The following is a 13308-nucleotide window of genomic DNA, read 5'->3' on the forward strand; positions in this document are numbered from 1 at the left end:
GTAGTGTGTTATACCTATAGCGAAACTTTTGCCGTTTACCTTAAAGGAGGTGCACGCCATGACGGAAGGATATCGTACTGAACGCGACAGCATGGGCGACGTACAGGTGCCGGAACATGCCCTGTATGCGGCTCAGACTCAACGGGCGGTGGACAATTTTAACATCAGTCGGCTTACCCTGCCGAGTGAAATGATAACCGCCATCGCCTACGTTAAGGCCGCCGCCGCTAAAGCCAACGTCGAGGTCGGCAGTTTAAGCCAGGCGCAGGCCGATGCCATCGTTGCCGCCGCCCAACAACTGATCGACGGACAGCACCGGGAACATTTTCCGATCGACGTTTTTCAGACCGGCTCCGGCACCAGTTCCAATATGAACGTCAACGAGGTGATTGCCAACCTCTGCAAACAGCAAGGTGTCGACGTACACCCGAATGACCATGTCAATCAGAGCCAGTCCAGCAATGATGTCATCCCGACCGCCATTCAGCTGGCCAGTGTGTTGAATACCGAGCAGCAGTTGCAACCGGCGCTCAAGCATCTTATTGAAAGCATCCGGGCTAAAGCGGTATCGCTGCGTGAGGTGGTCAAAACCGGCCGCACCCACTTAATGGATGCGATGCCGATGACACTGGCACAGGAGCTGGACAGTTGGGCCGGGCAATTGGATCATAGCGCGCAACAACTGCCACAACTGCTGCAACACAGCCGGGTATTACCGCAGGGCGGTACCGCCATCGGCACCGGTATCAATGCACCGCAGGGGTTTGCCCAAGCTTTTGCCCGACATCTGAGTGAGTTAACCGGCAGCGAGTTCAGGCACTCGCCAAATCCATTTACCGGTATTGCCGGTCAGGAACTGAATTTACAGTTGCATGGGCAGCTCAATACGCTGGCCACCACCTTGCTAAAAATCAGCAACGATTTGCGCTGGATGAACAGCGGTCCGTTGGCCGGGTTGGGCGAAATTCAGTTGACCGCTTTGCAACCGGGTAGCAGCATCATGCCGGGCAAAGTCAATCCGGTGATTCCGGAAGCCGTAGCGATGGTGGCAGCACAGGTGAACGGTAATCACACCACCATCACCACCGCCGCGCAGCAAGGCAACTTCCAACTGAATGTGATGTTACCGGTGATTGCCTACAACCTGCTGCAGTCGATTGACGTGCTCAGCAACAGTTGTCGGGCGTTGGCCGATAAAGCCATCGCGGACTTTAGCGTTAACCAGGACCGGCTAAATGAAGCACTGGCGAAAAACCCCATTTTAGTGACCGCACTGAACCCGGTTATCGGTTACAACAAGGCTGCCGAAATCGCCAAAAAGGCCTATCAAGAAGGCCGTGCCATCATTGACGTAGCCGAACAAATGACGGACATCGACCGCGCCAGACTCGAGCGTCTGTTAGATCCGAAAAAGCTCACTGAGGGCGGAGTTAATCAAGGAGAGTAGTATGAAACATGTGGTCATCACCGGCGCCAACCGCGGCATCGGTTTTCAATTTGCCAAACAGTATTGCGACGCCGGCTATAACGTAACGGCGGTATGCCGCAATAACTCAAAGCAATTGACCGAGCTGGATGTCACCATCATCGAAGGTATTGATGTCACCAAAGCTGCGGACTTGTTGCGCATGCAGGAAAGCATCGGCGACACCACCGTCGACATTCTTATCAATAACGCCGGTTTACTGAATAAAGACGAACTGGGTGAGATCGACGCAGGCAGCCTGCGCGCGCAGTACGAAGTGAATGCCATCGCGCCGCTGCGGGTGACCGAAGCGTTACTCGATAACCTGCACGACGGCAGTAAGGTCGCATTGATCACCAGCCGCATGGGGTCGATAGCCGATAACGGTTCTGGCAGTCGCTACGGCTACCGCATGTCAAAAGCCGCGCTCAATGCGGCCGGCAAATCACTGGCGCTGGACTTAAAAGACCAGGGCATTGCGGTCGTATTGCTTCACCCGGGTTATGTACAGACCGATATGGTCGGCCATCGCGGTGATATTTCCGCCAGTGAAGCTGCGCAACGGCTGATCCAGCGGATTGATGAACTGGATATGGAAAAAAGTGGTCGTTTTTTCCACAGTAACGGTGAAGAATTGCCTTGGTAAATGGCTCGGCGCTGCGGATTCGTTCGTTTATTCATCGTTTTTGCGTTTTTTTGAGCAGTCGCGCCGAAAACCCTCTTTTTTTCATAAAAAGAGGTTGACGGTAGGCAAAGCGATTTGCATAATACGCGCCGCACTCACAGAGAGATGCACAACAAAGTTTAGGCTACGTAGCTCAGCTGGTTAGAGCACAGCACTCATAATGCTGGGGTCGCAGGTTCGAATCCCGCCGTAGCCACCAAACTTTTGTCACTTGTTGTGCGGACGTGGTGGAATTGGTAGACACGCTGGATTTAGGTTCCAGTGCCTCACGGCGTGAGAGTTCAAGTCTCTCCGTCCGCACCAATCTCTCTTGAATAGCTGACAATTGGGGCATAGCCAAGCGGTAAGGCAGCGGGTTTTGATCCCGCGATTCCCAGGTTCGATCCCTGGTGCCCCAGCCATCAGCTGTTCGTTGTAGACCTACAATGTGAGTCGGTATTAAGTTGGATGGGGCATAGCCAAGCGGTAAGGCAGCGGGTTTTGATCCCGCGATTCCCAGGTTCGATCCCTGGTGCCCCAGCCAAGCTTAACTTAATCTGCGGTGGTGGCGGAATTGGTAGACGCGCTAGCTTCAGGTGCTAGTGTCCGAAAGGACGTGAGGGTTCAAGTCCCTCCCTCCGCACCATTAGGTTATGTTGATAAAACAAAACCCGTGGTGCTCACGCAGAACGACAAATAACCACCTTTTAGGTGGTTTTTTTGTGCCTGTCTTTTGCCCTTCCCGTTATTCCACCTTTTGCATCGCAAAATCAATCACTTGCTGTTTCAGCCAGGTGGACGATAAGCCACGAAAAGCCGCCTTTAGGCCAAGCTGACAGAGTGGGTTTTGCGAGCGAAAACCCCAGTGAATCAGGTCCATTGCGCGCATTGTGCGTTGCACATCACGGGCTCGCTCACGCTGGTAACGCCCAACATCGCCGTCACAGGCCAGGTAACAGCGAACGTCGGCAAAGCCCAGGTTAACGCCCTGCCCTGCCAGCGGATGAATGGTATGCGCCGCATCCCCCATCAACACCAGCGTTTCGCCGCGGTGATAACGCAACGCATGTTTACGTTGCAGCGCAAAACTGGCGTAGCGCAACAGTTCGAAGTCGCCAATATGCGCGGCAAAGGTTTCCTGCAATGCCCGTTGCAACGTATCGGCATTCTGGCTGAGCGCTTTGATGTCACTGTTACTGCGATAATCGATCAGGCAAGCTTCGCTATCACCTAAGGGCAACAGCGCATAAGGCCCCTGGGGGCGGAACACTTCCCAGGTGGTCGCGGCAATCGGGCGCTGCAGCTTAACGTTGGCGAGCAGACAGCGCTGACCATAGTCCCAACCGCGATAACCGATCGCCGCTGCGCGTGCAACCGCGGATTGGGCGCCATCGGCACCGATCAGCACGTCGTAATCGAGCGTTTCGCCACCACTCAGTTGCAGCCGTTGCTGTGTCAGGTGAAATTGCTCTATCCGGGTGGCCGCTGTTAAGCGAATCCGGCTGTCGGCCTCAGCGCACTGCCATAACGCCGCCTGCAGGCTGTTGTTCTCAACCATCACCCCCAGTTGCTCAAGATCAGCATCCGCCGCGCTAAAACTCAGTTCGTCGCCCGTTTGGGTAGTCACCGACAGTTGTTGATAAGGTTGCACCTTGTGCCAATCAATGGTTTCACCGACCCCCAGTTCAAGCAGCCATTGCCAGTGGTTCTGATTAACCGACGAGATGCGCAAGTCCCAGTGCTCGCCCGGTGCAGGCTGCGCCTGTGCGTCCACCACAGTAACCCGGTTGCCGGCACGACTCAGCGCCAATGCCGCTGCTGCACCGACCATGCCACCGCCGTTAATTACATAATGTTTCATCTGGCTCTCCCCGGTTACTCTGTTACTGCGCATGAACGCCCGTATAAATACCACAAATTGACTCGAATTTCCGTTATCATAGTGACTCATTTCTTAAATCAGGCCCGCTTGAACCTTGATGAACAGCGAAGCATCCAGTAAATCGGTACTCATCGGCTCACTGCTTTTGTTGTCAGCGGAGGCCAGTTTTGCCGGTGTCAGTGCGCTGGTAAAACACCTGTCGGCAACACAAAACTTCGAGCAATTAGTGTTCTTTCGTAATGTGCTGGCATTCTTGGTATTACTGCCCTGGTTGTGGCGTAAAGGCCCGGCGGCATTAACGACAAAACGCTGGAAGCTGCATGTGGTGCGTGGCATTGCCGGCATCACCGCGATGTACCTATTTTTCTACGCCATCGCCACCATTCCACTGGCACAGGCAACGCTGGTCCTGCTGCTGTCGCCGTTTTTAATTCCGGTGATCGGCTGGCTGTGGTTGCGCGATTATGTTTCGCGCCAGACCTGGCTGGCGATCGCATTAGGCTTTGTCGGGGTGTTTATTTTCCTCGACCCGATGGGCAGTGACATTTCGCCGGTGGTCGCCGTAGCGTTCATCGCCGCCGCCTTAGCGGCTTTTACCAAAACCGTGATTCGACGTATGTCAGATACCGAATCAACCAGCAAAATTGTGTTCTATTTTTCCGGCTTTGCCACCATCGCCTCGGCCATTCCCTTATTCTGGTTATGGCAACCTATCCCGCCACAAAACTGGCTCGGACTGGCGCTGATGGGCGGTTTGGCGGTTTACGGTCAATTGGCCATGACGAAGGCGTTTTCCATCGCGCCGGCGGCAAAAATCGGTGTGTTTACCTACAGTTCTGTGATATTTGCCGCTATGCTTGGCTACTGGTTCTTTGATGAGGCTGTCTACTGGCATATGTTGTGGGGAACCCTGATCATTATGACCGCAGGTTATTTTGCCATTCGCAGCCGGCGTAAAAGTTGACCGATATCGGTTGGCTTTCCACCCTTATACGCGGTAAAATATGCGCCCTTTTTAAGGCCACACGTCAGAGAAAGAATTGAGAGACCATGAGTAAAAAACTGTATGTAAAAACCTGGGGTTGTCAGATGAACGAGTACGATTCAGCCAAAATGGCGGATCTACTGAATGCAACCCATGGCTATGAACTCACGGATGAAGCGGAGCAAGCGGACTTAATCCTGTTGAATACCTGTTCTATCCGCGAAAAAGCTCAGGAAAAGGTCTTTCATCAACTGGGCCGTTGGAAAAACCTTAAACAAGACAATCCCGATTTGCTGATCGGTGTCGGCGGCTGTGTTGCCTCTCAGGAAGGCGACGCCATTCGCACCCGCGCGCCCTTCGTTGATCTGGTGTTTGGTCCGCAAACCTTGCATCGACTCCCGGAGATGATCAAACAAGTTGGCGAGCATCATCAGCCCATGGTGGACATCTCCTTCCCGGAAATTGAAAAGTTTGACCGCTTACCGGAGCCTAAAGCCGATGGCGCCAGTGCCTTTGTGTCGATCATGGAAGGTTGCTCTAAATACTGCTCGTTCTGTGTTGTTCCTTATACCCGTGGCGAAGAAGTCAGCCGACCGGTGGACGATGTTATTTACGAAATTGCGCAACTCGCCGAACAAGGCGTGCGTGAAGTCAACTTGTTGGGACAAAACGTCAACGCCTACCGTGGCGAAAACTTTGATGGGTCAGTATGCCGTTTCGCCGAATTACTGCATCTGGTTGCCGCCATTGACGGTATCGACCGCATTCGCTACACCACCTCGCACCCGGTGGAATTTACCGATGACATCGTCGAGGCTTACAAAACCATTCCGGAATTAGTAAGCCACCTGCACTTACCGGTGCAAAGCGGTTCCGATCGCATTTTGACGATGATGAAACGCGGCCATACAGCGCTGGAGTACAAATCGAAAATCCGCGCACTGAAAAAGGCGCGTCCGGATCTGGCCATGTCGTCTGACTTTATTATTGGTTTCCCGGGTGAAACCGACGCCGATTTTGAAGCCACCATGGATCTGATCCAGGCGGTTGATTTTGATATGAGCTTTAGCTTTATCTACAGTGCACGTCCGGGTACACCCGCCGCGGATTTGCCGGATGACGTCAGCGAAGAGACCAAAAAGCAACGCTTGCAGTTATTGCAACAACGTCTTAATCAGCAGTCGATGGCGCACGCACGCCGCATGCTGAACACAGAGCAGCGTATTTTGGTGACCGGCCCATCGAAAAAGAACCCAATGGAGCTTTCCGGACGTACTGAAAACAACCGGGTTGTAAACTTCGTTGGTCAGCCCCATATGATTGGGCAGTTCGTTGATGTAAAAATTACTGAAGTATTACCGAACTCACTGCGCGGCGAATTGCTGCGTGAAGAAGCTGACATGGGTCTGCGCGTCGATACGGCACCAGAAACCATCTTACAGCGCGGTCGGGCCAACGAACCGGATGAACTTGGCGTTGCCCGGGTAACCCCGAAAGCGTCATAGCTTATGCACACAATGAAACGAGGATAGATTGAGTCCACGAACTGAAACACTCGAGTTTGAATTAGAGCCGGCGGATTTGCGTCGGCTTTCCGATCTCTGCGGTCCCTTTGACGACAACCTCAAACACATTGAGCGTCGTCTTGGTGTCGAAATCACCCACCGGGGGCACCATTTTCGCCTCATCGGCTCCAGCCTGACGGTGTCTGCGGTGCAGAACATTCTGCGCGATCTTTACGTCGAAACAGCCACCGTTAAAGGCCAGGCCGGCAGCATCGAACCGCAACAGGTTCACCTCGCTATTCAGCAGGCCAAAGTGCTGGAGCAGGACAGCGGTGACCCGGCATCGGAAAAGATGACCCACATTAAAACCAAGCGCGGGCTGATCAAGCCGCGTAACCACAGCCAGGCCGATTACGTCCGTGCGATTTTGGCGCACGATGTCAACTTTGGTATTGGTCCCGCCGGGACCGGTAAAACCTATCTTGCCGTTGCCTGTGCTGTCGATGCGCTGGAACGCCAGGAGGTGCGGCGAATACTGCTGACACGCCCGGCAGTCGAAGCCGGCGAAAAACTGGGTTTTTTACCCGGTGACCTGGCACAAAAAGTCGACCCTTACCTGCGCCCACTGTACGATGCGCTGTTTGAGATGCTTGGCTTTGAGAAAGTCGAGAAGCTGATCGAACGCAACGTCATCGAAGTAGCCCCCCTTGCCTATATGCGCGGTCGCACCTTAAATGATGCGTTTATTATTCTTGACGAAAGTCAGAATACCACCATGGAACAAATGAAAATGTTCCTGACCCGTATTGGATTTAACTCGCGCGCGGTGATCACCGGCGACATTACCCAAATCGACTTGCCCCGCGGCCAACGCTCCGGCTTACGTCACGCCATCGAAGTGCTGAGTAAGGTGGAAGACATCAGCTTTACCTTCTTCCAGGCCGGTGACGTAGTGCGGCATCCGGTCGTGCAGCGTATTGTCCAGGCTTACGACGATTTTGACAGTCAGAGAACCCATGACGATAACGCTTGATTACCAGATAAACGTAACGACGACCACCGAACTGCCCAGTGCCGAGCAAATGCAGCACTGGGTCAGCGCCGCTGTCAGCGCCGCCTCTACTGAGCTCGACGCGGCCGAACTGACCATTCGTATTGTCGATAGAGACGAAGGTCTGCAACTCAATAAGGCCTATCGTGGCCGTGACTATGCCACCAACGTGTTATCGTTTCCCTTTGACGCACCGGTGCAATTACCTATCCCGTTACTGGGTGATTTGGTTATTTGCGCCGATGTAGTTGCTGAAGAAGCGCAGCAACAACACAAAGCACTGTTGGATCACTGGACGCATATGGTGATCCACGGTACGCTTCACCTACTGGGGTATGATCATATACAAGACGATGAAGCTGAGCAGATGGAACAATTGGAAAGAGACATTCTTGCTTCGCTGAACATCGCTGATCCATACCAAGTATCAACTAACACGGAGCAAAACGCTTGATGAGCGACGACAACCCCCACTCAGCCAACGGCTCTTCTCAAAAGTCTTGGGCGGCGCGGCTGCTACAGGTCTTCACCGGGGAGCCGAAAAGCAGAGAAGAACTTGTCGATTTAATTCAGGACGCAGAGGAACGCGACCTGATCGATAACGATACCAAGGAAATGATTGAGGGCGTCCTTGATGTCGCCGAACTGAAAGTTCGCGATATTATGATTCCACGCTCGCAAATGGTCACCATCGACATCAATCAAACCGTTGAAGACTTTCTCCCTATTGTGATCGAGTCACAGCACAGCCGCTACCCGGTTGTTACCGACAATAAAGATCACGTTGAAGGCATTTTACTGGCGAAAGATCTGCTCAGTTATGGCTTTAATTTTAATGAAGAGAGCTTTTCACTCCCCGAAGTTATGCGCCCTGCGGTGATTGTACCGGAGAGCAAACGGGTTGATGTGTTGCTCAAAGAGTTTCGCTCGAACCGCTACCATATGGCGATCGTCGTCGATGAATACGGCGGCGTCTCGGGGTTGGTCACCATTGAGGACATTCTCGAAGAAATTGTCGGTGAAATCGAAGATGAAACCGACCACAATGAAGACGAGAAAGCCAACATCAAACGCCTCAGCGCCAGCCGCTATTCGATTAAGGCGCTGACTCCTATCGAAGACTTTAATGACTACTTCGGCAGCGACTTCAGTGACGAAGAAAACGACACCGTCGGTGGCTTGGTCGCACACGGGTTTGGGCACTTGCCACAGCCGGGTGAAGAAATCACCTTAGCAGGCTTTGTGTTCCGGGTGACCAGTGCCGACAAACGACGTATCCAGCAACTGCAAGTTACCCTGCCGGAAACGCAAAAGCACGACGAGGATAAAGCTGAGTGATCCGCTCGTTGCCCGGTAAACTGCAGCAAACGGCGTGGCTGCGCCATTTGCTGCTACTGATACTGGGCGCATCCTTGTGCTTTGCCTATGCCCCGTTCAAGCTCGCGATATTACCGTTCTGGATACTGCCGCTAACGCTGGCATTACTCTGGAACCTATCCCCCAAGCAGGCGTTTGCCGGAGGCTTTGCGTTTGGCTTTGGTTGGTTTGCTGCCGGTCTCAGCTGGATCTACGTCAGTATTGACCAGTACGGTGGCATGCCTGACATTGCCAATGTCCTGGTACTGGCGTTGCTGGTTGCCTATCTGGCACTGTACCCGGCGCTGGCATTTTCGGTCTGGCGCAAACTCTGTCAGCGCTCTGAATTATGGCGTTTTAGCCTGCCGCTGATTTGGCTTCTCTGTGAAGCGCTGCGCGGCTGGTTATTTACCGGTTTCCCCTGGCTTGGACTTGGTTACACCCAAACCGATGCCTTACTGGGCGGGCTGGCTCCGTCAGTGGGTCAATATGGCATTACCGTGGCGCTGTGGTTTATCGCGCTGGCGATAGTCACCGGGCTGCGCTACCGACGTGCCCACAATGCCCTACTGGTGGTCGTGTTGATTGTGTTAGCCTGGCTGTCGCCGCTACTGCAACCGTTGCAGCGTGCGGCTGACAGCACCTCGGTGTTGTTGGTACAGGGTAATGTCCAGCAATCGTTAAAATGGCGAGCCGACCAACAATGGCCGAATATTTTACGCTACCTTGATTTAACCCGCCCGCAATATCAGCATGACATCATCGTCTGGCCGGAATCGGCCATCACCGCCCTCGAACCTTATGCCGATGATGTGCTGTACAATATTGATCAGGCAGCCAGTGTCAACGGCGCAGCGCTGGTCACCGGCATCATCGACTATCAACAATTGAACGATGATTTTTACAACAGTGTCATTGTACTCGGTCAGGAACACGCCGAGCAGGCGCTGGAACAGCCTTATCAATATGGTCACAGTAACCGCTATCAAAAGCATCAGTTGCTGCCGATTGGCGAGTATGTACCGTTTGAATCTCTACTGCGACCACTGGCGCCGTTGTTTAACCTGCCGATGTCGTCGTTCAGTCGCGGCGCTTACCAACAGCCGAATCTGATGGCTAACGGCCACCAGTTAAATACCGCCATTTGCTACGAAATTGCCTTTAGCGAACAGGTGCGCGATAACACGCATGCCGGTACCGACTACCTGTTAACCATCAGTAATGACACCTGGTTTGGTGATTCACACGGCCCCTGGCAGCACATGCAAATCGCGCAAATGCGGGCCAAGGAACTGGGTCGGCCACTGTTACGGGCGACCAATAACGGTGTTTCGGCGCTAACCGATGAATTCGGCCGCATTCTCGCTATGGCACCGCAGTTCTCCGCCACCACAGTATCGGCTGAAGTACCGCAAGTCAGTGGGCAAACGCTGTTTGCACGTTTAGGTCACAGCGGCAGTTTGCTGTTTGCCCTCATCGGACTTTTGCCTTTGCTCAATCGTGCGCGCAACAGGCGTGGTCAGCACGGGCAAAAATCAGTACAATAAACACGGTTTTTATTTTTACAGGAATGTACCTCATGGAAAACATCTTAGATGCGTTATTGTTTGCTGTATTAGTAGCTGCCGGCGGCTTAGGTTTAAGCAGTTGGCTTATGTTTTTCATCCCCGCGGATGTGAACGATCGTGAAGCCGTTCAACGTCAGCGTTTCGAAAACATTTTCTTCGGCCTGGCCGGCATCGTCATTATGCTGGTGATGTGGTACGCCATCAGTTAACGCCCTGCTCCACTTTTGCTAACCGGATGTAACAAACACTATGCAAGAACAATACAATCCCTCGGCGATTGAAAAAGCCATTCAGCAACGTTGGCAACAAGACCATGTCTTCGACGTCAAAGAACAACCTGGCAAAGAAAAGTTCTATTGCCTGTCAATGTTCCCTTATCCGAGCGGTAAGCTGCACATGGGTCATGTGCGCAATTACACCCTCGGCGACGTGATTTCACGTCATCAACGCATGCTGGGTAAAAATGTGCTGCAACCGATGGGTTGGGATGCGTTTGGACTGCCGGCCGAGAACGCCGCGATTCAGAATAAAACGGCACCGGCAAAGTGGACCTATCAAAACATTGATTACATGCGCGAGCAGCTTAAAAGCCTCGGCTTTGGTTACGACTGGACCCGCGAAATCGCAACCTGCTCGCCCGATTACTACCGCTGGGAACAGTGGTTTTTCACTAAGCTGTACGAAAAAGGCCTGGTCTATAAAAAGAACGCCACCGTTAACTGGGATCCAGTTGACCAAACGGTACTGGCGAACGAACAGGTTATTGACGGTCGCGGTTGGCGTAGTGGCGCCAAAGTGGAACAAAAAGAAATCCCGCAGTGGTTTATTAAAATCACCGACTACGCTGACGAGTTGCTGAGTGACCTTGACCAACTGGACGGTTGGCCAGAACAGGTTAAGGCCATGCAACGTAACTGGATTGGTCGCTCCGAAGGGTTACAGATTGAATTTGATGTTGCTAACCACAGCGACACATTGAGTGTTTACACGACCCGCCCGGATACTCTGTTTGGCGTGACCTACATGGGTCTGGCCGCGCAACACCCGCTGGCCCGTCAGGCCGCCGAGAACAACCCGCAGCTGGCCGAATTTATTGAACAGTGCAAAAACAGCAAAGTTGCTGAAGCCGACCTCGCGACCATGGAAAAACTGGGTATGGACACCGGCTTGCGTGCCATTCACCCGCTAACCGGCAAAGAGATCCCAATCTGGGTCGCTAACTTCGTACTGATGGACTATGGCTCAGGTGCGGTTATGGCGGTTCCGGCGCATGACCAGCGCGACTGGGAGTTTGCCACTAAGTATCAACTGCCCATCACGGCTGTGATCGAACCGTTCAGCGGTGAAGGCGATATCGCACAAGCTGCCATCACCGAAAAAGGTAAGGTCATTAATTCCGGTGAGTACGACGGTATGAGCTCGCAGGAAGCTTTTGATGCCATCGCCAAAGTGATTGAAGAACGTGGTATTGGTGAACGTACCGTCAACTACCGTCTGCGTGACTGGGGTGTTTCGCGCCAGCGTTACTGGGGCACGCCGATTCCGATGCTGAACCTGGAAAACGGTGAATCCGTTGCGGTACCGGAACACGAGTTACCGGTACGCTTGCCGGAAGACGTGGTTATGGACGGTGTGACGTCGCCGATCAAAGCCGATCCGGAATGGCGCAAGACCGAGTACAACGGCCAACCGGCAGAGCACGAAACCGATACCTTTGATACCTTTATGGAGTCGTCCTGGTACTACGCCCGCTATTGCAGCGCGCAAACCGACGACGCCATGCTGGATCCGGAAAAAGCCAACTACTGGCTGCCGGTCGACCAATACATTGGTGGCATCGAACACGCGATTTTGCACCTGTTGTACGCACGCTTCTTCCATAAGCTGCTGCGCGATACCGGCTTAGTTGAATCCGACGAGCCGTTCAAGCGCCTGTTATGCCAGGGCATGGTACTGGCCGACAGCTATTACCGTGAAGACGAGAAAGGCGGTAAGCAGTGGATTTCGCCGCTTGACGTTGAGCTAGAGCGTGACGACAAAGGCGCCGTCGTTGCCGCCCGTCACAAAGACGACGGGCAGCCGGTACAAATTGCCGGTATGAGCAAGATGTCGAAGTCGAAAAATAACGGCATCGATCCGCAGACCATGGTTGAACGCTACGGTGCCGACACGGTGCGCTTGTTTATGATGTTTGCGGCGCCGCCGGAAATGACGCTGGAATGGTCGGACTCGGGTGTAGAAGGCGCGCAACGTTTCCTGCGCCGGGTTTGGAAGCTGACTTACGACTTTATTCAGGCCGGTGGTTACGCACAGTCAGACGAGCTGACCAAAGCGCACAAAGATTTACGTCGTGAGTTGCATAAAACCATTGCCAAAGTTTCTGATGACATGGGCCGTCGTCAGCACTTCAATACCGCCATTGCGGCGATCATGGAGTTGCTGAATCACCTGCAGAAAGCGCCGCTGGAAAGCGAAGCCGATCGCGCCGTTATGGGCGAAGCGCTGGATGCCATGATTAAAATGCTGGCACCGATTACGCCGCATATCACCGAGCAATTATGGCGTGAATTAGGTCACCAGGACGATCTGAACTTTGCGCCGTGGCCAGATGTCGACAACAGCGCCTTAATTGAAGACGAAAAGCTGATCGTCGTGCAGGTAAACGGTAAGGTACGGGCGAAGCTAACCGTGCCGGCAGATGCCTCGGCCGAAGCGGTGGAAGAACAGGCACTGAATGATGAAGCGGTGAAGAAATACACCGACGGCAAAACCGTACGTAAGAAAATTTACGTACCGGGCAAAATCTTTAACATTGTTGTCGGTTAAGATGAT

11 protein-coding genes and 5 tRNA genes are annotated in these 13308 nt (G+C 53.3%); 15 read left to right on the plus strand and 1 reads right to left on the minus strand.

Annotation, left to right across the window (positions count from 1 at the left end; genetic code table 11):
- Positions 1-58 precede the first annotated feature (58 nt).
- The 7 genes from CWE23_RS01835 (at position 59) to CWE23_RS01865 (ending at position 2775) form a co-directional block, all read left to right on the plus strand.
- Positions 59-1447 carry a class II fumarate hydratase gene (locus CWE23_RS01835; RefSeq protein WP_126819227.1) on the plus strand — a complete coding sequence of 463 codons (1389 nt, stop codon included), beginning with the start codon at positions 59-61 and terminating at the stop codon, positions 1445-1447.
- 1 nt (position 1448) lies between these two features.
- Complete coding sequence (locus CWE23_RS01840) at positions 1449-2111, plus strand: SDR family oxidoreductase (protein ID WP_126819228.1); 663 nt, start codon at positions 1449-1451, stop codon at positions 2109-2111.
- Between the two features lie 161 nt (positions 2112-2272).
- A tRNA-Met gene (locus CWE23_RS01845) sits at positions 2273-2349 on the plus strand.
- Between the two features lie 19 nt (positions 2350-2368).
- Positions 2369-2453 (plus strand) — tRNA-Leu (locus tag CWE23_RS01850).
- Positions 2454-2476: 23 nt separating this feature from the next.
- Positions 2477-2551, plus strand: a tRNA-Gln gene (locus tag CWE23_RS01855).
- Positions 2552-2598: 47 nt separating this feature from the next.
- Positions 2599-2673 (plus strand) — tRNA-Gln (locus tag CWE23_RS01860).
- A 15-nt stretch (positions 2674-2688) separates the two neighbouring features.
- Positions 2689-2775 (plus strand) — tRNA-Leu (locus CWE23_RS01865).
- A 99-nt stretch (positions 2776-2874) separates the two neighbouring features.
- On the opposite strand, the gene CWE23_RS01870 is transcribed toward CWE23_RS01865, so the two are convergent.
- Positions 2875-3990: an FAD-dependent oxidoreductase gene (locus tag CWE23_RS01870; protein WP_105306045.1), complete on the minus strand. Its 1116-nt coding sequence runs from the start codon at positions 3988-3990 to the stop codon at positions 2875-2877.
- A gap of 118 nt (positions 3991-4108) precedes the next feature.
- On the opposite strand from CWE23_RS01870, the gene CWE23_RS01875 reads away from it, so the two are divergent.
- The 8 genes from CWE23_RS01875 to leuS all read left to right on the plus strand — a co-directional run bounded on the left by CWE23_RS01875 (position 4109) and on the right by leuS (position 13302).
- A complete protein-coding gene (locus CWE23_RS01875) occupies positions 4109-4975 on the plus strand; it encodes a DMT family transporter (RefSeq protein ID WP_187346279.1) in 867 nt (288 codons plus the stop codon).
- A gap of 86 nt (positions 4976-5061) precedes the next feature.
- Positions 5062-6501 (plus strand): tRNA (N6-isopentenyl adenosine(37)-C2)-methylthiotransferase MiaB, encoded by a 1440-nt coding sequence (miaB, locus tag CWE23_RS01880; protein WP_105306043.1) that lies wholly within the window; start codon positions 5062-5064, stop codon positions 6499-6501.
- Positions 6502-6529: 28 nt separating this feature from the next.
- Positions 6530-7534, plus strand: coding sequence for a PhoH family protein (locus tag CWE23_RS01885; protein ID WP_105306042.1), 1005 nt, complete (start codon positions 6530-6532; stop codon positions 7532-7534).
- A complete protein-coding gene (gene ybeY / locus CWE23_RS01890) occupies positions 7524-8006 on the plus strand; it encodes an rRNA maturation RNase YbeY (protein WP_241970563.1) in 483 nt (160 codons plus the stop codon). Before CWE23_RS01885 ends, ybeY begins: the two co-directional genes overlap by 11 nt.
- Positions 8006-8890 carry a CNNM family magnesium/cobalt transport protein CorC gene (corC, locus tag CWE23_RS01895; RefSeq protein WP_105306040.1) on the plus strand — a complete coding sequence of 295 codons (885 nt, stop codon included), beginning with the start codon at positions 8006-8008 and terminating at the stop codon, positions 8888-8890. Before ybeY ends, corC begins: the two co-directional genes overlap by 1 nt.
- Positions 8887-10455 (plus strand): apolipoprotein N-acyltransferase, encoded by a 1569-nt coding sequence (gene lnt / locus CWE23_RS01900; RefSeq protein ID WP_187346278.1) that lies wholly within the window; start codon positions 8887-8889, stop codon positions 10453-10455. Before corC ends, lnt begins: the two co-directional genes overlap by 4 nt.
- Positions 10456-10487: 32 nt before the next feature.
- A complete protein-coding gene (locus CWE23_RS01905) occupies positions 10488-10685 on the plus strand; it encodes a hypothetical protein (protein ID WP_105306039.1) in 198 nt (65 codons plus the stop codon).
- Positions 10686-10725: 40 nt separating this feature from the next.
- A complete protein-coding gene (gene leuS, locus CWE23_RS01910) occupies positions 10726-13302 on the plus strand; it encodes a leucine--tRNA ligase (RefSeq protein WP_105306038.1) in 2577 nt (858 codons plus the stop codon).
- Positions 13303-13308: the final 6 nt, after the last annotated feature.

This window comes from Idiomarina aquatica, from assembly GCF_003987185.1.
Classification (GTDB): Bacteria; Pseudomonadota; Gammaproteobacteria; order Enterobacterales; family Alteromonadaceae; genus Idiomarina; species Idiomarina aquatica.

Excerpts from the sequence above, each read along its gene's own strand:
- CWE23_RS01835 (WP_126819227.1), top strand. The coding sequence starts at position 59 with ATGACGGAAGGATATCGTACTGAACGCGACAGCATGGGCGACGTACAG.
- CWE23_RS01840 (WP_126819228.1), top strand. The coding sequence starts at position 1,449 with ATGAAACATGTGGTCATCACCGGCGCCAACCGCGGCATCGGTTTTCAA.
- CWE23_RS01870 (WP_105306045.1), bottom strand. The coding sequence starts at position 3,990 with ATGAAACATTATGTAATTAACGGCGGTGGCATGGTCGGTGCAGCAGCG.
- CWE23_RS01875 (WP_187346279.1), top strand. The coding sequence starts at position 4,109 with ATGAACAGCGAAGCATCCAGTAAATCGGTACTCATCGGCTCACTGCTT.
- miaB (WP_105306043.1), top strand. The coding sequence starts at position 5,062 with ATGAGTAAAAAACTGTATGTAAAAACCTGGGGTTGTCAGATGAACGAG.
- corC (WP_105306040.1), top strand. The coding sequence starts at position 8,006 with ATGAGCGACGACAACCCCCACTCAGCCAACGGCTCTTCTCAAAAGTCT.
- CWE23_RS01905 (WP_105306039.1), top strand. The coding sequence starts at position 10,488 with ATGGAAAACATCTTAGATGCGTTATTGTTTGCTGTATTAGTAGCTGCC.
- leuS (WP_105306038.1), top strand. The coding sequence starts at position 10,726 with ATGCAAGAACAATACAATCCCTCGGCGATTGAAAAAGCCATTCAGCAA.